At 41.6% G+C, this 24,919-nt stretch carries 23 protein-coding genes; 11 read left to right on the top strand and 12 right to left on the bottom strand.

Translation table 11 applies throughout. The features are described 5' to 3' along the window. Positions 1 to 7: 7 nt before the first annotated feature. The 7 genes from tyrA to CFPU101_RS13675 are packed head-to-tail and all read right to left on the bottom strand — an operon-like array spanning position 8 to position 8,380. Positions 8 to 1,057 (bottom strand): bifunctional chorismate mutase/prephenate dehydrogenase, encoded by a 1,050-nt coding sequence (gene tyrA, locus CFPU101_RS13645; protein WP_206815895.1) that lies wholly within the window; start codon positions 1,055 to 1,057, stop codon positions 8 to 10. A gap of 9 nt (positions 1,058 to 1,066) precedes the next feature. Further along, positions 1,067 to 2,128 carry a 3-deoxy-7-phosphoheptulonate synthase gene (gene aroF / locus CFPU101_RS13650; RefSeq protein ID WP_206815896.1) on the bottom strand — a complete coding sequence of 354 codons (1,062 nt, stop codon included), beginning with the start codon at positions 2,126 to 2,128 and terminating at the stop codon, positions 1,067 to 1,069. A gap of 15 nt (positions 2,129 to 2,143) precedes the next feature. Further along, entirely contained in the window at positions 2,144 to 3,229 is a 1,086-nt protein-coding gene (trpD, locus tag CFPU101_RS13655; RefSeq protein ID WP_206815897.1) for an anthranilate phosphoribosyltransferase, read from the bottom strand. Then, positions 3,222 to 4,448 carry a tryptophan synthase subunit beta gene (trpB, locus tag CFPU101_RS13660; protein ID WP_206815898.1) on the bottom strand — a complete coding sequence of 409 codons (1,227 nt, stop codon included), beginning with the start codon at positions 4,446 to 4,448 and terminating at the stop codon, positions 3,222 to 3,224. Before trpB ends, trpD begins: the two co-directional genes overlap by 8 nt. Before the next feature lie 28 nt (positions 4,449 to 4,476). Beyond that, positions 4,477 to 5,295, bottom strand: a complete 819-nt coding sequence (trpA, locus tag CFPU101_RS13665; protein ID WP_206815899.1) for a tryptophan synthase subunit alpha — start codon at positions 5,293 to 5,295, stop codon at positions 4,477 to 4,479. 3 nt (positions 5,296 to 5,298) lie between these two features. Next, positions 5,299 to 6,180 carry an indole-3-glycerol phosphate synthase TrpC gene (gene trpC, locus CFPU101_RS13670; protein ID WP_206815900.1) on the bottom strand — a complete coding sequence of 294 codons (882 nt, stop codon included), beginning with the start codon at positions 6,178 to 6,180 and terminating at the stop codon, positions 5,299 to 5,301. Between the two features lie 4 nt (positions 6,181 to 6,184). Then, positions 6,185 to 8,380 carry an anthranilate synthase gene (locus tag CFPU101_RS13675; protein ID WP_206815901.1) on the bottom strand — a complete coding sequence of 732 codons (2,196 nt, stop codon included), beginning with the start codon at positions 8,378 to 8,380 and terminating at the stop codon, positions 6,185 to 6,187. A 788-nt stretch (positions 8,381 to 9,168) separates the two neighbouring features. Between CFPU101_RS13675 and CFPU101_RS13680 the strand changes: the two genes are divergently transcribed. The 11 genes from CFPU101_RS13680 (at position 9,169) to CFPU101_RS13730 (ending at position 21,188) form a co-directional block, all read left to right on the top strand. Next, a complete protein-coding gene (locus tag CFPU101_RS13680; RefSeq protein ID WP_206815902.1) occupies positions 9,169 to 9,444 on the top strand; it encodes a hypothetical protein in 276 nt (91 codons plus the stop codon). 293 nt (positions 9,445 to 9,737) lie between these two features. Continuing rightward, entirely contained in the window at positions 9,738 to 10,739 is a 1,002-nt protein-coding gene (locus CFPU101_RS13685) for a hypothetical protein (protein ID WP_206815976.1), read from the top strand. Positions 10,740 to 10,765: 26 nt separating this feature from the next. Beyond that, on the top strand, positions 10,766 to 12,571 hold the full coding sequence (locus tag CFPU101_RS13690) for a thiamine pyrophosphate-binding protein (protein ID WP_206815903.1): 1,806 nt from the start codon (positions 10,766 to 10,768) through the stop codon (positions 12,569 to 12,571). A gap of 12 nt (positions 12,572 to 12,583) precedes the next feature. After that, complete coding sequence (gene scyB, locus CFPU101_RS13695) at positions 12,584 to 13,717, top strand: tryptophan dehydrogenase ScyB (protein WP_206815904.1); 1,134 nt, start codon at positions 12,584 to 12,586, stop codon at positions 13,715 to 13,717. Between the two features lie 15 nt (positions 13,718 to 13,732). Beyond that, entirely contained in the window at positions 13,733 to 14,710 is a 978-nt protein-coding gene (scyC, locus tag CFPU101_RS13700; protein WP_206815905.1) for a scytonemin biosynthesis cyclase/decarboxylase ScyC, read from the top strand. Between the two features lie 59 nt (positions 14,711 to 14,769). Then, entirely contained in the window at positions 14,770 to 16,152 is a 1,383-nt protein-coding gene (locus CFPU101_RS13705; protein WP_206815906.1) for a ScyD/ScyE family protein, read from the top strand. 25 nt (positions 16,153 to 16,177) lie between these two features. Further along, entirely contained in the window at positions 16,178 to 17,299 is a 1,122-nt protein-coding gene (scyF, locus tag CFPU101_RS13710) for a scytonemin biosynthesis PEP-CTERM protein ScyF (protein ID WP_242577965.1), read from the top strand. 224 nt (positions 17,300 to 17,523) lie between these two features. Further along, positions 17,524 to 19,995 carry a dynamin-like GTPase family protein gene (locus CFPU101_RS13715; protein WP_206815908.1) on the top strand — a complete coding sequence of 824 codons (2,472 nt, stop codon included), beginning with the start codon at positions 17,524 to 17,526 and terminating at the stop codon, positions 19,993 to 19,995. A 49-nt stretch (positions 19,996 to 20,044) separates the two neighbouring features. Beyond that, positions 20,045 to 20,506 (top strand): KGK domain-containing protein, encoded by a 462-nt coding sequence (locus CFPU101_RS13720; protein ID WP_206815909.1) that lies wholly within the window; start codon positions 20,045 to 20,047, stop codon positions 20,504 to 20,506. A gap of 140 nt (positions 20,507 to 20,646) precedes the next feature. After that, on the top strand, positions 20,647 to 20,937 hold the full coding sequence (locus tag CFPU101_RS13725; RefSeq protein ID WP_206815910.1) for a KGK domain-containing protein: 291 nt from the start codon (positions 20,647 to 20,649) through the stop codon (positions 20,935 to 20,937). A gap of 5 nt (positions 20,938 to 20,942) precedes the next feature. Then, positions 20,943 to 21,188 carry an HNH endonuclease gene (locus tag CFPU101_RS13730; RefSeq protein ID WP_206815911.1) on the top strand — a complete coding sequence of 82 codons (246 nt, stop codon included), beginning with the start codon at positions 20,943 to 20,945 and terminating at the stop codon, positions 21,186 to 21,188. A 2-nt stretch (positions 21,189 to 21,190) separates the two neighbouring features. Here CFPU101_RS13730 and panB read toward each other — a convergent pair whose 3' ends face one another. From panB to CFPU101_RS13755, 5 genes are all read right to left on the bottom strand, one after another. After that, positions 21,191 to 21,970: a 3-methyl-2-oxobutanoate hydroxymethyltransferase gene (gene panB, locus CFPU101_RS13735; RefSeq protein WP_206815912.1), complete on the bottom strand. Its 780-nt coding sequence runs from the start codon at positions 21,968 to 21,970 to the stop codon at positions 21,191 to 21,193. 15 nt (positions 21,971 to 21,985) lie between these two features. Further along, positions 21,986 to 22,672, bottom strand: a complete 687-nt coding sequence (gene bchM, locus CFPU101_RS13740) for a magnesium protoporphyrin IX methyltransferase (RefSeq protein WP_206815913.1) — start codon at positions 22,670 to 22,672, stop codon at positions 21,986 to 21,988. 102 nt (positions 22,673 to 22,774) lie between these two features. Next, positions 22,775 to 23,881 (bottom strand): alkene reductase, encoded by a 1,107-nt coding sequence (locus CFPU101_RS13745; protein WP_206815914.1) that lies wholly within the window; start codon positions 23,879 to 23,881, stop codon positions 22,775 to 22,777. Between the two features lie 27 nt (positions 23,882 to 23,908). Beyond that, positions 23,909 to 24,244, bottom strand: coding sequence for a thioredoxin (gene trxA / locus CFPU101_RS13750; RefSeq protein WP_206815915.1), 336 nt, complete (start codon positions 24,242 to 24,244; stop codon positions 23,909 to 23,911). 60 nt (positions 24,245 to 24,304) lie between these two features. Next, entirely contained in the window at positions 24,305 to 24,883 is a 579-nt protein-coding gene (locus CFPU101_RS13755) for a TetR/AcrR family transcriptional regulator (protein WP_206815916.1), read from the bottom strand. Between the last annotated feature and the right edge of the window lie 36 nt (positions 24,884 to 24,919).

Raw genomic sequence — 24,919 nt, forward strand, 5'->3', positions numbered from 1 at the left:
CTAAAACTCACGTTAATTCTGAATTATCCTGTGCGGCTAGAAAAATACTGAGACGATCAATTAGATAATTACTTTCATGAATAGCGCGGTTAGCATCTGCTCTAAAAAAGCTATTTGATTGTTCAAACGCTTGTTCTAAGATGGTTTGATCTTTGGTTGTGATCGCTTGTGCTAGATGAGCAATTGTCTTTTCTAAACGAGCGATCGCGGCTTGATGTTCTGGAGACGCTAACATCAGCTTAAAGGATAAAGAACTATCTTGAGCAAATAAACGGCTCACGAGATCGAGTTGCAAGCGATAGAGAGGACTAGCAAAATTGAGCGTTTGAGCCAGATCAAGACCTTCTTGTGCAAGAAATACGCCAAGACTGAAGGTAATGAAATGACGGATCGCTTGAATATTAGCCATCATGCGATCGTGTTCTTCACTGGTACAAATACTCAGTTTTGCCCCACTATTTTCCATTAAGTCTAAAAACCACTGACAGGCCTCAATATTCCGCCCTGGGCAAACAATCACATTTTGTGCCATCAACGACTGAACCCCCGGCCCAAACATCGGATGTAAACCCAGAACGGGGCCTGAATGATGTTCTAGCATGGCTGAAACAATTTGAGTTTTGATGCTAGTCAGATCCGCTAAAACGGTTTTAGGTTCGAGATATTGACTCGCTTTTTCAATCACCGTTAAAGTTTCTTCTATAGGAACTGCAATCAAAACTAAGTCCGCTTGTCCCAAAAGTTGTGGAGCCTCTGACCAATTCTTTCGGCTTAGATTATTGACACAATGACCAAATTGTGCGATGAAATCTCCGAATAAACAGCCCATTTTCCCGCAACCGCCAATAATCGTAACCTGTTGGGGGGGATTAGAAAGTGGGGATTTTGGGTTAGTACGAGCCGCCGTACAATTTAGGATCAGACTTTTCCAGACAAATTCAGGTACACCATTTTCCGCTAATAAATGGATCAGATCAGCGTCTGGCTCAGGGTTAGCTTTTGATGTAATTTTCTGGCCGAGTAGCGAAATCAGTTCTTTGTTGATGGCTGGTAACATAATTTTGTCCTAAATTAAAGCAGGTACAGGTTGCACCCTGTCATTAATGACTTGGTTAAGCAGTGCCATTTCTCGACTAAGATCGTCGAATTGTTCTGGAGTAAGGGATTGCGGCCCGTCCGATAAGGCTTGGGCGGGGTTGGGATGAACTTCGATCACTAGCGCATCTGCCCCTGCAACGAGTGACGCTTTCGCCATCGTTGGTACAAATGCCGCTACTCCAGTACCGTGACTGGGATCGATCGCAATGGGGAGATGTGTTAGCGATCGTAATACTGGAATCGCTGCTAGATCCAAAGTATTACGAGTATATTGACAATCGAACGTCCGTATGCCTCGTTCGCAGAGAATAACATTCGGATTACCCGATGCTAGGATATATTCTGCCGCCATCAACCAATCATTCATTGTCGCGGCCATACCACGTTTCAGCAAAACGGGTTTAGATTGCAATCCTACTTTTTTAAGTAAGTTAAAATTCTGCATATTACGCGCCCCAATTTGCAAAATATCGGCGACTTCGGCAACGGGTTCAATATCAACGGTATCCATTACCTCTGTGACAATGCCTAAACCAGTTGCTTGTCGGGCTTGCCATAACATTTCTAAGGCACTTTCCCCATGTCCTTGAAACGCATAGGGTGAGGTACGCGGTTTATAAGCCCCACCTCGTAAAAATTTCGCTCCTGCGGCTTTAACTCGTTTAGCGGTTCGGACGATCATTTCTTCATTTTCCACTGCACATGGCCCCGCAATGACCACGACGGGATGATGTTCACCAAAGCTAACCTCGCCATTGGGTGTCGAGACAATAACCTCACTCGCTTGTCCGTGATAGTATTCTCGACTAGCGCGTTTAAAAGGTTTCTCTACTCTTAATACACGTTCGATCCAAGGGCTAATTTCTTGGAAGATCGAAGGGTCAATAGTCGCTGTATCACCAATTGCACCAATAATTGTATGATGTCGTCCCACAACGACTTCGGGTTTAATCTGCCAGTTTTCCTGTAATTCCTGAGAAATACGGGTAATTTCTTCGGCGGGTGTTCCTTTTTTGATGATGATAATCATAGTTTTATTCCTTATTTACTGTAGAAATTGGGATAATTGTTCTAATTTTCGCCAGGGTTCTCCACTAGAAAGAACTTCTCTGGCATTGGCTAAAGCTTTCGCAAACATATCTAGGTAATTCCCCTCCTCCTGAATGGCTTCTCCAACAAACAAAGCGAGGGCGGTATTGAGGGCGACTACATCTTGTTGCGCTTGCGTTCCTTTGCCTTGTAGGACTTGGGCTAAGATTTCGGCATTTTCGGCAACATTTCCACCTTTTAGGGCAGTAGTCGTAACAGGTGTGATTCCTAATTCTTGAGGATCGAGAACTAAAGATTGGATCTGACGATCGTCTATAATTGCTAAATCCGTTAGATCTCCTAACCCTGCTTCGTCAAGCCTTTCGCGTCCATGTAGAATGATGCCGCGTTTAATACCCAGTTGGGAGAGAACATCGGCAAAAGGGGTGATTAAATTGCGATCGCTAACACCGATTACTTGTCCAGTAGGTTGAAATGGATTGATCAAAGGGCCAAGCAGATTGAAAATCGTCCGAATTTTGAGAGTTTTACGCAAAACAGACACTTTTTTGAGAGCAGGATGCCAATTTTGAGCAAAAAGAAAAGTTATTCCGATTTCCTCTACGGCTGCTTCAATTTTGTCCCTGTTAGCATTAAGATTAATTCCCAAGGCTTCGAGAACATCGGCTGAACCTGTCTTACTCGATGCGGAACGATTGCCGTGTTTAGCGACTCTTATTCCTGCGGAGGCTGCGACAAAAGCGACGGCTGTTGAGATATTAAAAGTCGATGCAAGATCTCCTCCAGTGCCACAAGTATCGATTAAGGGAGTTGTTCGGGAAGGGGGACAAGTCGGATAAACTGACTGAGCATATAAAACCTGTACCATCCCGAGTAACTCTTGACTGGTCACACCTTTGATATTGATTGCAGTTAGAATAGCTCCAGAAAGGGCAGGCGGTATAGTATCAGTGAGCCAAGCTTGCATTAAGTCAGCAGACTGGGGAACCGAAAGCGATTGACCCGAGAGGAGTTGTTCTAGGAGATCTGACCAGAGTATCGTCGTTGTTGGTTGTTGTTCTAAGATCAATGTTTCAATCATGGAGTTTGGTAAATAATTTAGCGACGGTTTGTACATCCTTGTCCCCACGTCCAGAACAACTAATCACTAAATGGGGACTTCCTTCTAACTGAGGGCATAGGGTTTCAAGATAAGCGAAAGCGTGTGCTGTTTCGAGGGCGGGTATAATACCCTCTAAACGAGACAGACGTTCAAATGCTTCTAGGGCTTGTTGATCGGTTACGCTATAGTATTCGGCGCGTTGGCATTCTTTTAAGTAGCTATGTTCAGGCCCCACACCGGGATAGTCTAGACCTGCACTAATAGAATGGGCTTCGATCACCTGTCCGTCTTCATCTTGGAGTAGGTAACTCATCGCACCGTGTAGGATTCCAATTCGTCCCCGTGTTAAAGTAGCAGCGTGTTTGTCTGAGTCTATCCCTTCTCCACCTGCTTCGATGCCGATCATGCGTACTGTTGGCTCATCGATAAAGTCGTGGAATAATCCGATCGCATTCGATCCCCCACCCACACAAGCCAGTAAAATATCAGGTAAACCGCCCCATTTTTCCAAAGCTTGAGCGCGAGTCTCTTGACCGATAATAGTATGGAAATTTCGGACAATGAGGGGATAGGGATGAGGGCCAGCAACTGAGCCTAAAATATAGTGAGTGGTTTCGACATTGGTCACCCAGTCACGTATTGCTTCAGAGGTAGCATCTTTGAGGGTACCTGTTCCTGATGCTACGGGATGAACTTGCGCCCCCATTAATTTCATCCGAAACACATTGAGGGCTTGTCGTTCCATATCATGGACACCCATATAAATCACACAGTCTAGACCAAAACGAGCGCAAGCTGTAGCAGTAGCGACACCATGTTGTCCTGCACCTGTTTCGGCAATAATACGCTGTTTCCCCATGCGTTTAGCGAGCAAGACTTGAGCTAAAGCATTATTGATTTTGTGCGCCCCAGTATGGTTTAAATCTTCTCGTTTGAGATAAATTTGCGCCCCTGTTCCATTACTACGGCGATAATGTTGAGTCAAACGTTCGGCAAAATATAGCGGACTCGGACGACCGACATAATCTCGCAAAAGTTCATTTAATTCGGACTGAAAGCTAGAATCGTCTTGATATTGTCTGAATGTTGTCTCAAGTTCTGCTAAAGCAGGCATTAGCGTTTCTGGAACGTATTTCCCGCCAAATTGACCAAACCGCCCTAAAGCATCGGGTCTTTGAGTTGTCTGTATGATTACCATATTTTTTACAAAAAGTCAATAAATGAATTTAGACCAAACTAGCAATTTTTGGTTGATCGAGAGCCGTTTTTAATTCTCGGCAAAGATGACCGACGGCTTGTAACCCCTCTGTGGGGGTACCTGCGGCTAATCGTTGCACAAAGGCACTCCCCACAATAACGGCATCAGCCCCCCATTCTTGGACTTGTTGGGCTTGTTCTGGGCTAGAAATCCCAAAGCCAACGCCGATCGGTTTATCGGTTACCTCTCGCATTTGTCCTAACAACTCTTTTACCCGTCCTTGCAAATTAGAACGCACCCCCGTTACTCCTGTAACACTTACGAGATAGATAAAACCGCTAGACTGATCAGCGATCGCCCTAATTCGTTCAGGTGAACTGGTGGGAGCAACCAATAAAGTTAGGTCAATTCCTACTTCAGCCGTCGTTTGTAATAAGAGTGTGGATTCTTCGAGTGGTAAATCTGGTACGATCAAGCCTTCTACTCCAATACGGGCAATCTGTTCAACAAAAGGACGAATTCCTCGGTTTAAAATCGGGTTGTAGTAAGTAAAAAGAACAATTGGAGCTTTTATACCAGAACTAACCGTTTGAATAACTTCTAGAACTTCCTCTAAACGTGTTCCTCCTTTGAGGGCGCGTGTTGCTGCTGCATGAATCACAGGCCCATCAGCAAGCGGATCGGAATAAGGAAAACCTAATTCAATTAAATCGGCTCCATTTTCGTCTAAAACCCGTAAAACTTGGGCGGTTGTCTCTAAGTCGGGATCGCCTGCGGTAATAAACGGAATTAACGCACATCGTCCCTGTTGTCGTAATTTTTGAAAAGTATCAGTAATAATTGTCATGTTTTATATAGGGTTAACTAAGTCATACAAATTTTTGACCGCTCGTTCCAAATAAGATTGTTTCATCAAACTTTCTCCGACTAAAATCGCCGTCACACCCGCTCTCTGGACACGTCTTAAATCAGATGAAGTGTGTATCCCCGATTCACTAACGACTGTAATTTCCTTTTGACCCAAAGACTGACCATATTCGCGCATCAATTGTTCAGTAGTGCTTAAATCAACGGTAAAATCTTCTAAATTGCGATTGTTAATGCCTAACATCTTCACGTCTTTTAGAGCTAAAACCCGTTCACATTCTTTCGCATTATGTACCTCGATCAGTGTTTCCATCCTTAAACGATGAGTGAGATCGATTAAGTTCTGTAAATCATGATCGCAAAGAATAGCCGCGATCAATAAAACGGCATCTGCACCCATCCTACGAGCAAGATAGATCTGATAGGGATCGATGATAAACTCTTTACACAATAGGGGTAGGTTAACGTGTTCTCGAATCGCTTGTAAATACTCGAAACTACCGCCAAAGAAAACAGAATCACATAGAACCGATAGACAAGTCGCACCACCAGTACAGTAAGCTAGAGCAATATCGATCGGATCGAAATTCGCTCGGATGATACCCTTGCTAGGTGAAGCGTGTTTAACCTCAGCAATTAAACTCGGTTTAAGATCACTTTGTTTAAGAGCAAGCAAAAAATCTCGGACTGGATAAGTTTCCTGTTTAAGTTGAGTTTGCAATTCAATTAAAGATAGTTGAGTTTTTCTTTTTGCGATTTCTTGTTCTTTGTGCCAAACAATTTTTTCTAAGATATGGCGTGGCTGCTCGGTCAAAGATGCAAGTGTATAATCAGTAGTTTGAGTAAAACGGCGGCGGATCAGCATAGCTTCAAAGTTTATTCGCTTTAAGTTGGGTTGATAAGGTTTTGGTGTAGCTAGTCATAACGTTTTTGATAATCGATAAACCGATATTGCCAGCTAGGGTCATAATAGATTCTGGGTGAAACTGCACAGCCGCAATGGGTAAAGTACGATGCTCGATCGCCATAATCACATCATCTTCTGAAACTGCCGTCACCTTCAAGTCATCTGGAAGACGTTCAGGTATGGCATATAAAGAATGATAGCGACCAACTTCAAAAGAAATGGGTAAATGACGGAATAGAGAGGAGTTTGGATCATTGACAAAAATACGAGAGGTTTTGCCGTGTTGTGGATAATTCAGGACTCCGAGTTGTCCCCCAAAAGCCTCGACAATGCCTTGTAAACCCAAACAAACACCAAATAAAGGTATTTTTCTTTTAACGCAGGTTTGGACAGTAGCAGGTACTTCAAAATCATTTGGTCTACCTGGACCTGGTGAAAGGACAATAAGATCCAATGCTTCTGGGTCTAAAAAAGACTCATCAAAACCATGACGCAAGGTAGTCACCATCGCACCCGTTTGACGTAGATAGTTAGCTAGGGTGTGAACGAAAGAATCTTCATAGTCAATGAGTAACACGTGTTGCGGGGGATGCTCAGACTTTAACGTAGTTTGGGTAGAAATAACTTTTTGTCTTGGCTCTTTGGTTTGATGTAAAGTTTGAAATAAGGCGGCAGCTTTAGTTAAGGTTTCTTGTTCTTCGGCTTCTGGTACGGAGTCAACCAAAATAGTAGCACCTACGCGCACTTCTGCAATCGAATTTTGAAGCCGAATGGTGCGTAAGATCAAGCCTGTATTAAGGTTGCCATTAAAAGCAAAATAACCTACCGCCCCACCATACCAACGGCGTACACTTTTTTCGTGTTGTTCGATAAACTGGATGGCAGAGCGTTTCGGTGCGCCAGTCACAGTCACAGCCCAAGTATGGGTCAAAAAGGCATCTAGGGCATCAAATTCGGGGCGTATAATTCCTTCAACATGATCGACAGTATGGATCAAATGGCTATAAAGTTCGATCTGACGACGACCAATAACTTTGACTGAGCCTGGTTCACAGATGCGAGATTTGTCATTACGATCGACATCGGTACACATGGTCAACTCAGCTTCATCCTTATGGGAATTCAGCAATAGTCGGATCTGTGCCGCATCAGAGATCGCATCTTCTCCCCGTCTGATCGTACCGCTAATAGGACAGGTTTCAACATATCTGTCTTCTACTCGTACGAACATTTCGGGAGAGGCACCGATTAAATATTCACCCCCTAAATTTAAAATAAATCCATAGGGACTCGGATTAATTTGCTGTAGGTTTTGAAAAAGTTGGGTAGGTGCTTCTTCACAGGTTTGGAAGAAACTTTGACTCGGAACAACTTCAAATAAGTCCCCACGACGGAAGTATTGAAAAGCTGTCTCGACTAAATGTGTGTATTCATTGGGTGGACAGTCAGAGTGTTGATTTAGGGGAATAGGTTGACCTCGATAATTGATGGTTTCTCCAGTACGAGGCATTCCTTGAGTGTTGCCAAAGAGGGTTTCAAAATCATATTGTACCCGATAAGCCCGTTTGAGATAGTAGTCAACTACCATTAATTCATCGGGAAGATACAAGACTAAATCTCTTTGGTCATCGGGACGAGTACGATATTGAGTAATAGACTCAAATTGTAGTACAAGGTCATAGCCAAATGCTCCATAGAGTCCTAAATGCTCATCTTCTGGACTAGCAAATATTTGACTTAAAACGCGGATGAGGGTAAAGACGGAGGGTTGTTTGCTTCTTTCTTCTTCGGAAAAAAGTTGCGTTGTTGGTTTGATTAAACCCGTAATGCGATCGTTTTGTACAATTACTTGTTCTAGTTGGGAATGATGACTAAGGCTTTGGGCAAGATATGATAAAAGTTGTTCACCTCGTTCATTATGTGCTGTCAGGGTAAATCTGCGATCGCGAGTTGCCAGTTCTAAGGGTGGATTAAGGAAACCAATAGCCCATCTTTTATAGCGTCCAGGGTATTCATAACTACTCGATAATAAGCCGCCTCGTTGTGTATCAAGAGAAGATAAAATCGTTTCTAAAGCGGTAGTAATATTCACTTCTTGGGTCGAACGGCAAATTCTTACACCACCACTGGTTATATAAGAATGAGATTGTATAGTCATTAATTTCTTTCCTAGCCTGCTGATTAAAAAGTGCAGAACTATTAATATTTTTTGTAGATACTTATTTGCAAGTTTAGTCAGATATTTTTAAGGTTACAATAGACAAAGTTTAGATTTGTGTTTAATATTTTTGTTCTTGTAAATTTGTTTTATACGATACATTTTTTTAAAATTATTAAAATCTTTTATGTCCAAAGATAGAGTTAATCCTTTAAAATTAAATTCTTAATTTTTTTCCAAATTAATTACATCAGACAGTAATTTAATCGCTATATCAATACTCATGCAATAGTGATCAATAGATAACAGTGATGCGTCATGGCTCGTCTCTACAATATAGATTATACCATGAAAAAATTATCTTTATTTCTGAAGATAGAGAATAATTGAATTATGATCTATGTCTTTAGAAAGAGGTAAACCGATAATCTGTTGTATCTTAGCTAACATTTTTAAATGATTAGGTTGAATGACTTGACTGTCTGATGAGGATTGATCAATTTAGTTTGAGACATCAAAAAAATTAACACTGCTACCGACAAAAAGTTGATTGCTTCTCTAAAATAAATTTAATAAGCTGCATTACATAACTACAAATTAGATTTTAACTCAATCCTATTTTCTCAAAACTTGAGTCAATTCATTTAGTTAATTCATCATTATCTTAATAAGCCCTTACTCTGGAAGTATAAGTTTATTTATTAATTCTACTTTATTGTAGTTAATAAATGTCCTTGTTTGGGCAGTAAGTATGATGTCTAAAATTTGAGCAATCGATTAGAGGTTTTATGTCTGGTGAGCAGGTCGGAAATTCATTAAATAATAATCCCGTTTTTGGCCCAGGCGATAGTAATTTTCCTGGCAACCTACCGCCGTTTGCGGGTGGTGGTATTCCATCTTTTGTAGGTGATATACCGACAGATGTATCGGTTCTGGAGCAGACAACAACCAAACCACAGGTAACGGGAACTGGTATTTTAATAGTTATAATCAAACGACGGGAAATGGTAACTGGTACTTTGGCAGTGGTAACCAAACCACAGGTAACGGAAATTGGTATTTAGGTGATGATAACGCCATAACAGGTAATGGTAACCGTCCTAGTGGAAATGATAATAAAATTACGGGGAATGGTAATCGTCCTGATGGAAATGATAATAGTCTGCTGGGTAATCGTCTTGGCATCAGTGACGAAAATCAAACCATTTTAGGCAATGGCGATCGCTATTTATCGACTGATAATAATGGTAATGTCACCATAGTCAATGATCCAACAGCCAGCGATAGCGATCGTACCTACGAGCTTAATTTTCCTGATGATAGTGGTCTTATAAACAACAATTCCTTCTCAACAACAATGGTTACTAATAACGATACTGGAAATAATACAGGTGGCTCAGATAACTCCGAGTTATTAGAACTGCTTCGTCAAAGTCCCTTTGGACGTTTGTTCGATATCCCTGGTTTTGAAATTGACAGCCCAGAAGATATCTTTGGTCGTGGTGGTAGTGGTGGCGGCACTCCTCCGTTTGGTGGTGGTAGTGGTGGCGGCGGGATTGGTGGCAATCCTTGGCGCGATTGGAACCCTGTTACTGATGGTAATCCTTTTATTGATGGAGACGAACCAGAAATCAGCCCTAGCAGCACTTCTGTTAGTGATGATGATCCCATAGGTAGCGGCGGAACACCTCCATTTGGTGGTGGTGGTAGTGGTGGAACCCCTCCATTTGGTGGCGGTGGTAGTGGTGGTGGAACCCCTCCATTTGGTGGTGGTGGTAGTGGCGGAACACCTCCGTTTGGTGGTGGTAATCCTTTCGCGGGTGGTAATCCTTTTGCTGGACAAGAAATCGTCATCTTTTTAGGAGAAGGCTATTTACTTAAAGATGAAGACGGCAAATGGTACTCAAGCGAAGACGGCGAATTTAGCGACGACGATGAATTACTCTGGGATAGCGGCAATTTTTTCAGTAGGATTGGTGAAATGTTTTCCGATGACAGTAGTGATTCTGTTGTCAGTAACGATCAAGCTTTGACGGTGAGTGACACTACAACAACCGTTGATGATTATGTCTTTGATTTTGAATTTGAAGGCGATTATCCGACAGAGGATGACTATCAATATGATTTCGATGATTTGACCAATGGTGGTAGTACATCTAATGTTGCTGATGGCGATTTGCTCAATGGATATCCCACAGCAGCCAATTATACCTACGATTTTGATTTCTCTAACTATCCCACATCAGCCGATTATACTTACGATTTTTCAGCAATAGGTGATTTCTTTAATGGAGAAAATCCCTTCACTGGAGGGGGTGGTTTACCTTTCCCAATTGGAACAGACACTAACAGTATTTAACTCAAAACTATACCAAGAGAACAATAATGGCTAAACGCTCAGTATCTCAAAAAACGATACCAGCAAAAATAGATGGCAACGGTCATTATCCCAATGGCAGCAATTTAAGCTTTAACGGTAATGGGGATGTTTCTTTAACGGTTGCTCAAGCGCTCGTCAAAGTGTTAGAAGAAATAGGAGTGCGTCAAGCCTTTGGGGTATCAGGTGGGGCAATGGCTACTCTATGGGCGGCCTTATCAAATAGTCCTCTCATTCAAGTTATCCATTGTCGTCACGAGGGGGGTGCGGCGTTTGCGGCGGCAGAGGCTTACTTTACAAGTAACCGTCCCGTAGTCGTTTTTACAACGGCAGGGCCAGGGATTACCAATGCTTTAACAGGTCTATTTGCAGCGCGAGATGAAGGGGCTAAGGTCATTCATCTATCGGCTTGTACTTCGGCAGCACAACGCGGACGATGGGCGATTCAAGAAACCAGTAGCTATACTCTACCTCAAGAAAGTTTCTTTACTGCGGGTCAGTTGTTTCACGAAGCAACGGTTTTAGAATCACCTAAACAATTACCGCAAATTGCCCGTAGATTGGCTTTGGGCGTGGCAGGAACAGGGGGCTTTGTCGCACATATCAGCATCCCGACGGGAGTACAATCAACCCCCATCGAAACCCCATTACCACCTGCTCAATTAACGGCGTATCCTCCTTTACCCAGTCAAAAGACGATTCTCGAAGTCGCTAAATTACTGCAAGAAGGGCCATTTGCGATCTGGGTTGGTTTTGGGGCGCGTCATGCTACTCATTCGATTCGTCAACTTGCCGAAAAAACAGGGGCGGCGGTGATGTGTTCGCCACGTGGTAAAGGGATTTTTCCCGAAACTCATCCCCAGTTTGTCGGGGTGACAGGTGTCGGGGGACATGAGTCAGTGATCCAGTATCTACAAGAGCGATCGCCATTACGCATCTTAGTCTTAGGAACACGCTTAGGGGAACCGACTTCGTTTTGGAGTGAGGCGATGATACCTGCTGAGGGCTTAATTCATGTCGATATCGATCCAAAAGTACCAGGGGTGGCTTATCCATTTGCTAAAACCTATCCTGTGATTGCGGATGCCGATATTTTTGTGAAAGCCTTGTTGGATGCGATGCCTGTCAGATCATCTCAGCAATTGCTCTTTCCCCAACCTGAAACCATTGAGATCGATGGAGAGGTAGAAAACCTAGTACGCCCCGAAGTGTTGATCAAAGCCATTCAAAGTATTGTCGTTGACGGTAGTGATGCTGTGGTTTTGGCAGAATCGGGAAACTCATTTACTTGGTCAACTCATCTTTTGCGTTTCGATCAGGCTCATCGCTATCGCGTTAGTACAGGTGTAGGAGCGATGGGACATAACGTAACGGGCGTAGTTGGAGCCGCTTTGGGACGCGGTGGAAAAGCGGTGGCTATTGTGGGTGATGGGGCAATGCTCATGAATAGTGAAGTCAGTACGGCTGTTAAATACCAAGCTCCCGCCGTTTGGATCGTCCTCAATGATGGTCGATACAATATGTGCTATCAAGGAATGTTTTTACTCGGTTTAACGGGTGCCGATGCGACGATACCGCAAGCTGATTTTGTGGCGATCGCTCGCGGCATGGGTGCCGAGGGTATTCGAGTCGAACAAGAATCCGAGTTAGAAGCGGCTTTAAATCGAGCGATGTCTTTATCTGGGCCAGTCGTCGTCGATGTTTGCATCGATGCAATGCGTCTGGCTCCATCTAAAGGGCGCAATAAAAGTTTGAGCGTTCAAGGCGTTCAAGCAACGAAATCTGAATCACAGATTTCTTTTCCCTTAGTGTAGGAGTGAATATAGGTGAAACTTTTTGAAACAGTTACAGGGATGGGACATGAGCAGGTGTTATTCTGCCATGACAGCGCAAGTCATCTAAGAGCGATTATTGCGATTCACGATACAAGTTTAGGAACGGCGATGGGTGCAACTCGTCTCTGGCCTTATGTGAGTGAGATCGATGCGCTTTCTGATGCACTGCGTCTAAGTCGTGGTATGACTTATAAGGCTGCTTGTGCCAATATTCCTGTAGGAGGGGCTAAGGCAGTGATTATTGCCCATCCTTCGGAGAAAAACCCAGAACTTTTACGGGCTTATGGGCGGTTTGTCCATCGCTTGCAGGGGCAATTTGTCACGGGTCAAGATGTCAATCTTACCCCAGATGATGTACGCGAAATCTGTTGTGAGACTCAATATGTTGTCGGCCAAGAAGAAAAAGCAGGTGGGCCTGCCCCTGTGACGGCGATGGGAGTTTTACTAGGGATTCAAGCTGCGATCGCTTATCGTTGGCAACAGGAAAATTTAGAGGGAATGAGAGTCGCGGTTCAAGGTTTAGGAAATGTGGGTCACCATCTCTGTCAATACTTACACGAACGCGGGGCTAAACTGTATGTCTGCGATCTCGATCCAGCTAAAACCGAGGAGGTGAAACGCCGTTATCAGGCGACAGTCGTCGAACCTCAAGAGATTTATAGCCAAGATGTAGATCTGTTTTCTCCCTGTGCGTTAGGTAGTGTTCTTAATGATGCGACGATTCCCCAACTCAAAGCGCAAATCGTTGCGGGTGCAGCAAATAATCAACTCGAAAATGAATTGATTCATAGCTATCTCTTGCACGAAAAAAACATTCTCTATTGTCCAGATTATGTCATTAACGCAGGGGGATTAATCAATGTTTATAACGAAATGATCGGTTATAAAGAAGCTAAAGTGTTTCAGCAATTAAACAATATTTCTGATGGACTTCTGCAAATTTTTGAGCGCTCTAATTTAAACAATATTTCCACCCATCAAGCAGCACAAAACCTAGCAGAAGATCGGCTGAAATCAGCTAGAGCTAAAACAGGCTCATTAAAAAGTTCTCACAATAAACTTTTTCCACAAGTGAAAAGGGAGTTGTTTAATAATAGCCCAGTTGTTCGCCAACTTATTCCATAAATTTAGGAAAACTTCATGGAAGAAAATACCTTTGCTACATCCGCTTATATTGCGTCCCCTTTGGAAACGACGCTTAATTATCTCTATAGTTTGGAAAATTTGAATGATTGGACACTCTATAGCCGTATGCTCGAACAAATCGACGAGAATACATGGTTAGGGACTGCATCAGGATATCAAAATAATTTATACTACCACGTCCGAAAAATAGAAAATTGTTCTATACAGGGCATTGAATGGCATTGTGGTTTTGAATATCAAAAATATTTCCAAGTTTATCCCGTTTTATTATTTCCGCCCGATTATATCGATCCTCAAACGGCTGAAACAGGAACATACCTGCATTGGCTAAGTTTTGTTGACCCAAAACGACGAACCCCGATGATCATGCAGGGAATTGAAACGGTGCATACATCCGAATGTCGTTCACTCAAAGCCATTTTAGAACGTCAAGCGGGTCATCAAGAAGCGGCTACAGGACGTTATCGCATCCTGACGGACACCATTTATATTGATGCACCTCTTGAATTGGGTTTCGAGTATCTCCAAGATATGCGAAATATGGAAGAATGGGCGCATTTATTACGGGATAAAGGCAATATTACGGCTCATAGTGGCGAATTTCTCGATGAATACAATCAAAACGTGACGGTTACATTTACTCCTCATGATCTCAAGAATTATTACTTGATTGAACAGGATTATGTTTATCGCGATCGTCAATTTATTCAACGTTGTCCCGTAATGATGATCCCTTGTTCCTATGCTTTTGGCGATCCCTCAGCGCGTGGCTTTATCCAACACCGTATTACATTTTGGCCTGTAGATCGAGCGTTAAAACACGGAAAATTACAGATTCAAGACTTTGGAGCCGAAAGCATGAATATTAAGCGGGTTTTGGAAGCTAAAGCGGGTAATACATCTAGTTTTGCTCGTGGCATGAGCTATCAACTACCAACCTTAAACAGTGAACTGTTAACAGTAAACACTTAACTTTCTGTTTTTTGGTTCTAAAACAACCCTTCAATTAACCTACTAATTCTATTACAGCAATGAAACTCAAACAATTTACTTTTTCCTTTTTGACCTGTAGTGCTACCGTTGTTTTTGGCACAAATATCGCACAAGCGGTTACTCTCACTCCCATTATCCAGGGAATAAGTAATCCAAGGGGAATTTCCTTTGGCCCTGATGGTACCCTCTATGTCTCAGAACCAGGAGTTGGGGGGAATGGAAATTGTCAGCCCTCTCCGAGTACTCTTTTTCAGCCAATCTGTGCGGGTAATACAAGCTCTTACAGAACAGTTTCACCCAATGGTCAACAAGGAAGCATCTTTAATAACTTTCAGTCTCTAGCAGAGCAACCATCGGGGAATCAAGGTGCTGGTCTTCAAGATTTACAATTTGATGCCCTGGGTAATGCTTATGTTCTAACAGGGTTTGCGGGTTATCCAGGAAACCGTGATCTCGAATTAAACACGCTAGGACAACAATATCCAATTCCGCCAGGGCAAATTACTACTTTTCCTCCTTCACCACCCGAAGAAGTTTTAAATACTTCTGATTTAGCAAAACTGTTTAAAGCTGATTTGAATACAGGAGAATTAACGGAAATTTTTGACTTTGGCAGGTACGAAATTATTAATAATCCTGACGGTGGGGATGTAGTTACTAATCCTTATGACTTAACCATTAGTGGTGATACTGCCTATGTCGTTGATGCAGGTGGAAACACCGCTTATAGTATCAAACTTGATGGTAGTGGCGTCGAGGCAATTGCCATCCCTGATAAGATTGTCAGTAGCACGCTACTTCCACCTCTCCCACCTGGAGTAGAGATTCCACCAGGACTAGTCGAGTTTTTACCGCCAGAAGAACCAGGACAACCTTCTCGAATTGCTATTCAATCAGTACCCACAGGTAATACGATCGGGCCAGATGGAGCGTTATATATTGGTGAGTATACTGGCTTTCCTTATCTCGAAGGTGCCGCTCGAATCTTCCGCATCGGTGAAAATGGTGTACCAGAAGTTTTTGCAGAGGGGTTTACTCACATTACTGATCTAACTTTTGATCAAAACGGTAATTTACTCGTCTTACAATTCAGCGATGAACCACAGCCATTAGATAACATACGGTTCCTACCAGGTTCTTTAATTCAACTTGCTCCTGATGGGACTCGCACAACCCTTGTAGCTGCAGGTGAAGGTTTAGAGTCTTCTGCGGGAATTACGATCGGCCCTGATAACAAAATTTATGTCACAAAACGCGGTGTTGGCCCAAATTTGGGTGAAGTGGTGCGGCTCGATATAGAACCAGCAGCAAGTGTTCCCGAACCCTCATCAACAGTTGGTTTACTGGCTTTTAGTGTGTTAGGTGGAAGTTTCTTGCTAAAACGTCAAGGCAAACGGTCTAAAGATGATTCTAAAAATTGAAATAAAGGGAGTGACTTACATGAAAATGATCGCGAAATTTTCTTTAGCGGTGGCTAGTGCTGGATTTATAGTTATGACAACAGCAACAGCAGCTAAGTCGGTGACTTTAAGCTATGAGGGATCAATTGGTAGACCTGCTAACCTAGCTGAAGGCGAGTTTCCTGGTGTTCCTGGAACGCTTGCCGTCCCCCAAGGAATAGCAGTACAGGAGACAACAGGACTGATTTATGTAGCGAATGGTCGTTTTATTGACCGCATCGACGTATTTGATAGCCAAGGTAACTATATCAAAGGAATTGGTGGCACTGGTAGCGGGCCAGGACAGTTCGATGAGCCAGCAGCGATCGCATTCGATCCAGATACGGGAAATCTGTATGCAGGCGATGTTTTTAATGATCGCGTTAATGTGTTTGATGCGAATGGTAACTTTATCAACTCTTTTGGTGACTTTGGTTCTCTTGTACCTGGTAGAGCTTTCTTTGGGCCATCGAGTATTACATTTGATGCAGAGGGCTTTGTGTATGTGGGTGATTTCAGTAATGACAAGATCAATAAATATACTAAGGAGGGCGAGTTCATCAGTTCTATTGGTAGTTCTGGTACTGAGGCTGGACAGTTTCAAGGGCCCGCAGGCGTACAGATATCCCCAGTTAGTGGCAATTTCTTTGTAACTGACCAGTTTAATAACCGCGTTCAGGTACTCAGTCCGACAGGTGAACCTCTCCTAGTCTTCGGCGAACTTGGATCTGGGCCTGGACAGTTTATTCAGCCAATTGATATTGAAGTGGACGAGTATGAGAATATTTATGTGATGGACTCGATCAATAGCCGCGTCCAAGTATTCGATAAAAACGGAAACTTCCTCACTCAATTTGGCCGACCTTCTGGTGGACGACCTCCTCAGCTAGGTGAACCATCACCCTATGGTAACCCCCTCGACCTCTCACCAGGCGTATTTAACTGGACTGCTGGATCGTACTATAGTAATAGTACGCTTTATGTCGGTGATTTTTTCCAAGGTCGTGTTCAAGTTTTGGATGTTAGTGGACAAGATCCAGCAGCATCGACCCCCGAACCTTCTTCGGTACTCGGTTTAATTGCCTTAATGTTAGGTGTTACTGGAGTAGCGCGAGTTAGAAAAAGTTAATAATCTCACCCTAACCCCCTCCACCTCACCCTGGCCCTCTCCTACAAGGAGAGGGAACGTTAGAGGAATTTGTTTATATATTGAGGGGGAACTGTAAGGAAGACTCTTTATACATTGGAAGGGACTAAAATTTGTCTCACTTCAGGTTAATTTAATGTTTAAGCGATAATTTTTTCATTTATTTGGGAACAATAAGAAAGATCAATTAAGCTAGTGCGCTTTTTATGACTGATTTCACACAATGCGCGGATCTTTCCAAGAATGTTAATCATTTGCTTGAACTACTACAATCTGAACCTTCGTTACGTTCCCAACAAGACACGACAGCGATCGAAACTTCTTTAAAAAAAGCCATCTCGCCTAAATTTGAAATTGTTTTTGCGGGTGCTTTCAGTGCGGGTAAATCCATGCTGATTAATGCCCTGTTAGAGCGAGAATTATTATACAGTGCAGAAGGTCACGCGACGGGTACAGAATGTCATATTGAATATGCCCAAAGCGAACAAGAAAAAGTCGTTTTGACATTTTTGAGTGAAGCAGAAATTTTGTCTCTAGTCGAGACTTTGTGTCAACGCTTGGAAATTAAAGCCCCCAGTAATCTTGACTCTACTGAAGTCACTACACTCCTGCAACAATATTGTGACAAGATTTTAGAACAAGAAGGCGGCGAAAGTAAGTCAGAACGAGCTAAACAAGCACAAGGTTTAAAGTTATTAGTCGATGGATTTATTCAAAACCGCGATCGTATTCATCCTGTCCATCACGCTACCTACTCGATGGAACAATTTAACTTTTCTAACTTGACAGAAGCGGCTAATTATGCTAAAAGAGGCAGTAATAGCGCAGTTCTCAAACGGTTAGAATACTACTGCAATCATCCCTTATTGCAGGATGGTAACGTCTTAGTTGATATGCCAGGTATTGATGCACCCGTAAAAAAAGATGCAGAATTAACCTACCAAAAAATCGAAGATTCAGATACATCGGCTGTGGTGTGTGTTCTTAAACCCGCTTCAGCAGGGGAGATGTCAACCGAAGAAACGGAACTGTTGGAAAAAATGCGGGCTAATCCGAGTATACGGGATAGAGTTTTTTATGTCTTTAATCGCATTGATGAAACCTGGTACAATAGCCAACTGCGTCAACGTTTAGATAATCTTATCCACACTCAGTTTAGAGACAGTAACCGAGTGTATAAAACCAGTGGGTTACTCGGATTTTATGGCAGTCAGATTAAAAAGCATACAACTGGAATGGATCGTTATGGTTTAGATTCACTATTTGCCGAGAGTGTTAAGAGTTTAGGTGGAGAAGAAGAAACCCCACAATTTATTAGTGAGTTTAATAATTATTGTGCTAATTCGGGTAAATTAACTCGCACTAATTTTAGAGTTACAGTAAATGGCTACGACAGCCCGAACGAAAACTACACGAGAATTTTAAGTGAATGGGGAACCCCTTTAATTGAGCAATTAATTATCGATAGTGGAATAGAAGATTTTCGGAACGCTATTACTCGTTATCTAATAGAAGAAAAACGCCCTCAACTGTTTTCTAATTTAGCCGATGACTTGCAACCTCTTTGTATTACCTTGAAAAAATATTATCTCGACAAATATCAAGAGGTAGACAGTCAACCTCGCGAAATAGAAGCCATGAAAACCCAAGAGTTAATTAAACTCAATCATGACTTACAAGACGTGGGGCAAGAATTTACGAAACATATCGCCGAAGAAATTAATAAAATAGCCGTGAATGCCGATCCACTTTTTGAGGAAGATTTTCAAAAACTTAAGGCAAGAATGGTATCTCGTTTAGATGAATTGCTACAATCTTTCTCGGTAACAAATGCCTATAGTCGTGCAACTTTCACTCATCCTCGTAATTCGACTGCCCCTCTTTTAGCCGTTTTAGTCGAAGCTTTGTATTATCTAGCTAATGAATTAGAAGATGTTTTAGTAGATCAATCTAAAGCTTTAGTCAACCGCTTCTGTCAAAGAATATTAGATCGAGTGCGTCAGTCAGATTATTATCGAAAATTATATCGTTTATTGGGTGATGATGGAGGAATAGAAGTACAACTTAAACAGATGGAAGAAAAGTTAACTTATGCTTTAGTTTCAGAAGCTAAAACAGAATGCGATCGCTATGTAAGAGAAAGTCCGCGTTTTTATGATGAAGGAACATTTTCGATTTATCAATTTCGACAAACTTTACAACAAACCTCACAAGGCTATGACTGTGAGAGTATGGTACAAGCAGAACCCGCAATTCGTCAATTACTTAAACTAGATTTTGAACCGAAAGTATCAACAACCATCCGCAAGAACTTTCGACAAACTATTAATCAAACTCTGAAAACTCAGTTATTACCAATGACTGAAAAACAATCTGATGAAATTTTACAACAATATGATAGAGCCAGAGCTTATTTAGAACAAAATCTAGAACAAGAAGCGGCCGAAAAGATTGCTAAAAATGTTCGTCATCAAGGAGAGATTAAACAAAAAATTGAGCAATTTAATCAAGCTGTTTCAGGAATTAATGCTTGTTTACAAGTGATGAGGTTGTATGAACATCAATTACCTTCAATTGCGGCCTCTGATTTAAGTTTGATTCCGCTTTCTGTAGAAAAGGAAGAATCACATCAGGGCAATGGTTTTGTTATGGATGAGGAAATGATGAGTATTACATAAATTTTCTATTGAGCAATTCTCGCATATCACTTAATTAAAGGCTAATTCAATGAAACCACATTCTTATTTGGCCAATCTTAACGATGATGATCTAATCGAATTTTCTAATAATAGTTTAATGAAAATTGGAAAGTTGCGAAAAGCATTAAAACAAGTTTTTAATAGGGACATAGAGGACTTTATAAAAAATTTTCTTAGAAACGAAGCAATAAAAATTTATCCAGCTACTCAAATTTATTACCCTGATGGAACTACAAAAATACATCAAAATAATTGGTTTAGTTCTGGAGTTGCTTGTAAACTTTTAAAATTAGGTAATAAATCTTGGAATCAAGGCACAATAAAAATTAGAGTAGAGGTAGAATTTTTTCCTAATGAAAAGTCTGACAAAACAATAAATATTAATGATGTGATTGATCTTAATCTGACTGATTTCAGCGATTCATTAACTATTCAATCTATTGTAGATGATGAATTTGAGCAACTTCGTTGTCAATTAGAAGAGTTATAAATAATTCATATAGCATAATAGCCAGTGGTTAAAACCGACTATGTTGACTAAAAATTATTTAGTCCGTTTTAACGAACTTCCGCTATGAGACAGAGGATTTATTATCTGGCTTTAAAACAATTAGTAAAATAAAACAAATTATGTCAGTAAAAATAATGCTATTAAAATCCGATGAAGTCATTTCACTTAATGATTTTAAAGATCGAGCAATTCTTTCTCACAAAACATTTAAAGCAGAAGAATTTATTTATGGATTATTAGAAAAAATGGATCATGATGCAGAAAAACGAATTAAATGGCGAGACGGTGTAGAATGCGAGATCCTAAGTCCTAATGCGGGTTGGAAAAAAGGAAAAATTCGAGTCACTTTAGAATTTATTCCAGATGAACCCGAATCAATATTAGATGATATTCGTCAAACCATTAGCTAATCAAGATGTCAAAAACTCCTCGTATTCCAATTCCTTATTCAGTTCGAGAATATGTCTACAAAAGAGATAAATATCAGTGTCAAAGCTGTGGCAAGACAAAACAAGAAATTACACTCAATATTGATCACATTATTCCTCTAGCATTGAGTGGAAGTAATGACATCAGTAATTTACAGACACTTTGTGTAACTTGTAATTCCAAGAAAAAACATTATCTTGATCCACGATTTAAACGTTACTATTCCAATTAATATTAATTGCTTGGAAATTTTTTTTCTTTAACTTCAATAGCATAATTGTGTACAGCTTGGTTAATGAGTTCACGTAAATTAACATAAGATTTTGCAAAAGGGGGTTGTTTTTTTGTTAATCCCAGTAAATCAGCCGTGACTAAAACCTGTCCATCACATTGATTTCCCGCACCAATTCCAATCGTCGAAATGGGTAATTTATCAGTAATTGTAGCGGCTAAATCTGAGGGGATATGTTCTAAGACGATCGAAAAAACCCCCGCTTGAGCAAGTGCGATCGCTTCATTTAAAATTCGATCCGCATCTTCATCGGTTTTCCCCTGTTGTTTATATCCTAAACGATGCACAGATTGAGGCGTTAAACCAATATGTCCCATCACAGGTATACCAATTGCTGTCAGTCGGGCGATCGTTTCTACCATTGCAGGATGTCCCCCTTCTAGTTTAACGGCTTGTACCCCTGTTTCTTTTAAAACACGTCCTGCTGAGTGAATCGCTTGAGTGGTACTTTCTTGGTAACTCAAAAACGGTAAATCACACACCACCAAAGCACGTTTAACTCCACGATACACCGCAGCCGCATGATGAATCATATCGTCTAAAGTTACGGGTAAAGTGGTAGGATGACCTAAAATAGACATGGCTAGGGAGTCTCCCACCAAAATCATGTCTACTTCGGCCTCATCTAAAATTTGTGCGATCGCATAATCCCAAGCGGTTAAGACAATAATTGAGCGTTTGTCTTGCTTCCATTGTCTGAGTTGTCCAGTTGTAACTGCCATTGGGTTTAACTGTTTTTAACGAACAGCTTCTAAGATTCTTGAAAAATAAAATCGTGTACTGGTCATGCTAGTACGTTTGATGGTAAAACCATTGTCTTGTAAAGCTTTGATAATATCTGCTTCTTTATGTTGATAAGCACGAGTCGCTTTACTGGGGCCAGGAAAAAATTCACCCACTTTTTTTAGGATAGACAATAAAACGGTTTTTGGAGCAAAACTCAAAATTAAGCGAGAATCAGCCAAAGATGCAAGATGAGCAATCATTTTAGCGGCTTCTGATGCGGGATAATGAATTAAGACATCTAAACAAATAACGGTGTGATATTTGCCCGATAAACTTTCTAAATCCTGTACAGAAAAAGCAATCGAGTTAGAATAGCCTAAAGCTTCTTTGGCACGTTGGGCAGCTTCTGTGACCATTTTCTCAGAAATATCACTAGCATAGACTTTTGCTCCTGCTTGGGCGAGTGGAATGGCTAAACTCCCCACCCCACAACCTGCATCACAAATTGTCAGATTCATTAAATTTTGATCGTCTTCTAGCCATCCAATCACAGTATCAATAGTTTGCTGATGTCCAACTCGTATATCACGTTGAACTTTATTCACTTCTCCATCACCATAAATTCTACGCCATCGATCAAAACCTGTAGCGTTAAAATAATCTTTCACAATGGCTTTATCGTCTACTGTCTTAACCATATTTTTAGGAGTCAATATATAAGGACAATTTATTACTGTAGCTTATTTTAGATAGCCTACGTTAGAAAAAGGGTTTGGAGACCAAACCCCAACACAAGACTCTTAAGCTGCTGTTTTTTCTAGAAAAGGATAATCGACATAACCCTTTGCATCCCCCCCATAGAAGGTGTTACGATCGTATGGATTGAGTGGCGCATTACGGGCAAAACGTTCGGGTAAGTCTGGATTTGCAATAAATAAGCGACCATATGCAATTAAATCAGCTTCTCCTGTTTCTAACACTTCTTCACCCAATTCACGAGTATAACCCCCCGCAGCAATAATAATCCCTTGATAGATGGGGCGAAAATGTTTACTTCCTAAACCAGTACCATCATCTTCGATAGTTACATTTCCCTGTACTCTCGGTTCGACTAAGTGCAGATAAGCGAGATTAAAACGATTTAATTCTGCAACAACGTAATCAAACAATGCTTGTAAATTCGAGTCATACATAGTACCAAAAGTACCACTCGGTGATAGACGTACACCCACTTTATCGGCACCCCAAACACTCGTAACTGCTTCGGTGACTTCCATCAAAAGACGGGCGCGGTTTTCGATAGAACCTCCATATTGATCCGTCCGTTGGTTTGAGCCATCATGTAAGAATTGATCCAGTAAGTAACCGTTTGCGCTGTGAATTTCTACACCATCAAATCCTGCTTCTAAGGCATTTTTAGCCCCTTGTCGGTATTGTTCGACGATTTGCGGAATTTCTGCGGTTTCTAAGGCTCTGGGGACGACGTAGGGCTGTTCCCCTGTAAATGTAGAAGCCATACCATCGGGCGCGATCGCACTCGGAGCAACGGGTAATTCTCCATTTGGTTGCAGGGAGGGATGAGAAATTCGTCCGACGTGCCACAGTTGCATGAAGATGCGTCCCCCTTGTTGATGTACGGCATCTGTAACCCGTTTCCATCCTTCGATTTGTTCGGGTGAATGGATACCCGGTGTATTGGGGTAACCAAGTCCTTGCGGTGAGACTTGGGTTGCTTCTGTAATAATTAAGCCAGCCGATGCTCTTTGGGTATAATACAAGGCGTTTAATTCGTGGGGAACGTTGCCTTGGGCGGCTCGATTTCGGGTTAGGGGTGCCATGACGATTCGATTAGGTAATTCGTAGGCACCTACTTTGACGGGGGTAAAAAGTTTTAAAGGTGTGTTCATTTGATTTATCTCCTAGTTAGATGAGGATTAGGCGTAAATTGACTGGGTAAATGCTTGGACTCGTTCAAATAAGGCTGTTTTGGAAATTAATCCCGCAATACGATCGATTTCTTTTCTTTGTTCAAAGATCATCAGGGTCGGAATCGCAGTAATCTGATGTTGGCTGGCGAGTTCAGGATAATCGTCAATGTTCACTTTTCCCACCGTAACGACACCTGCAAAAGTTTCGGCAAGTTCTTCTATGATGGGGTTCATGACTCGACACGGGCCACACCAAGCCGCCCAAAAGTCTACAACAACAAGGGTTTTACTTTCTAATACTTCACTGACAAAGTTGTTATTGTCTAGGGTTATAGTTGTCATTGTTCGTTTGCTCCTAATTTTTGAACAATCGTTCCAAATAAGACAAAAAAAAGAAGATGTTTAATTAAGGATGGATAAGCCGACTTGAACGATGTTGTTTAAAACGTCTCGTTGTGGGCTGACTTTCGCCGTCACCCGTAAACCTTGTAATAGACACGTCAAATAGTGCGCTAAGGCTTGAGGATTTTTTGATTTAATCTCTCCTTTAATGGCGGCGCGTTGTAAGGCTTGATAGAAGGCGTTTTCAATCCGTTGTAGGTTGGTTTGAATGCGTTGAGCAGCTTCGGTATCGTGTGGACACAATTCGACTGCTGCATTAGTCATAAAACAACCACAACTGGTTTGATCGTTTAAGGCACGTTCGACCAATTCATTAAAATAGTCGATAATTGCCTGTTTAGACGCATGAGGAGCTTCTAGCCGATTGACGATCTTTTGTACGATCGTTTCATCATAATGTGCGATCGCCGCTAGATATAAAGAGTGCTTGTCGCCAAAGGTATCATAAAGACTACCTCGGTTAATCCCCATGCTCTTGACGAGATCTTGAATCGAAGTTCCTTCATAGCCATGTTGCCAGAAGGTTTCCATTGCTTTCTCTAGAGCTTCTTGTTGATTAAACTCTTTTTGTCTTGCCATTACTCCAGATGTTCTATCTAAAAATTTAGTCTAACA

The organism is Chroococcus sp. FPU101, from assembly GCF_017312365.1.
Classification (GTDB): Bacteria; Cyanobacteriota; Cyanobacteriia; order Cyanobacteriales; family Microcystaceae; genus Chroococcus.

Coding starts and splice junctions, on each gene's coding strand:
- CFPU101_RS13725 (WP_206815910.1), top strand. CDS start 20,647: ATGTCAGTAAAAATAATGCTATTAAAATCCGATGAAGTCATTTCACTT.
- scyC (WP_206815905.1), top strand. CDS start 13,733: ATGGAAGAAAATACCTTTGCTACATCCGCTTATATTGCGTCCCCTTTG.
- trpA (WP_206815899.1), bottom strand. CDS start 5,295: ATGACAATTATTACTGATACTTTTCAAAAATTACGACAACAGGGACGA.
- CFPU101_RS13720 (WP_206815909.1), top strand. CDS start 20,045: ATGAAACCACATTCTTATTTGGCCAATCTTAACGATGATGATCTAATC.
- CFPU101_RS13685 (WP_206815976.1), top strand. CDS start 9,738: ATGGTTACTAATAACGATACTGGAAATAATACAGGTGGCTCAGATAAC.
- CFPU101_RS13755 (WP_206815916.1), bottom strand. CDS start 24,883: ATGGCAAGACAAAAAGAGTTTAATCAACAAGAAGCTCTAGAGAAAGCA.
- CFPU101_RS13745 (WP_206815914.1), bottom strand. CDS start 23,881: ATGAACACACCTTTAAAACTTTTTACCCCCGTCAAAGTAGGTGCCTAC.
- panB (WP_206815912.1), bottom strand. CDS start 21,970: ATGGCAGTTACAACTGGACAACTCAGACAATGGAAGCAAGACAAACGC.
- trpB (WP_206815898.1), bottom strand. CDS start 4,448: ATGGTAATCATACAGACAACTCAAAGACCCGATGCTTTAGGGCGGTTT.
- trpC (WP_206815900.1), bottom strand. CDS start 6,180: ATGCTGATCCGCCGCCGTTTTACTCAAACTACTGATTATACACTTGCA.
- bchM (WP_206815913.1), bottom strand. CDS start 22,672: ATGGTTAAGACAGTAGACGATAAAGCCATTGTGAAAGATTATTTTAAC.
- CFPU101_RS13680 (WP_206815902.1), top strand. CDS start 9,169: ATGTCTGGTGAGCAGGTCGGAAATTCATTAAATAATAATCCCGTTTTT.
- scyF (WP_242577965.1), top strand. CDS start 16,178: ATGATCGCGAAATTTTCTTTAGCGGTGGCTAGTGCTGGATTTATAGTT.
- CFPU101_RS13705 (WP_206815906.1), top strand. CDS start 14,770: ATGAAACTCAAACAATTTACTTTTTCCTTTTTGACCTGTAGTGCTACC.
- CFPU101_RS13730 (WP_206815911.1), top strand. CDS start 20,943: ATGTCAAAAACTCCTCGTATTCCAATTCCTTATTCAGTTCGAGAATAT.
- CFPU101_RS13715 (WP_206815908.1), top strand. CDS start 17,524: ATGACTGATTTCACACAATGCGCGGATCTTTCCAAGAATGTTAATCAT.
- trpD (WP_206815897.1), bottom strand. CDS start 3,229: ATGATTGAAACATTGATCTTAGAACAACAACCAACAACGACGATACTC.
- aroF (WP_206815896.1), bottom strand. CDS start 2,128: ATGATTATCATCATCAAAAAAGGAACACCCGCCGAAGAAATTACCCGT.
- trxA (WP_206815915.1), bottom strand. CDS start 24,244: ATGACAACTATAACCCTAGACAATAACAACTTTGTCAGTGAAGTATTA.
- CFPU101_RS13675 (WP_206815901.1), bottom strand. CDS start 8,380: ATGACTATACAATCTCATTCTTATATAACCAGTGGTGGTGTAAGAATT.
- CFPU101_RS13690 (WP_206815903.1), top strand. CDS start 10,766: ATGGCTAAACGCTCAGTATCTCAAAAAACGATACCAGCAAAAATAGAT.
- tyrA (WP_206815895.1), bottom strand. CDS start 1,057: ATGTTACCAGCCATCAACAAAGAACTGATTTCGCTACTCGGCCAGAAA.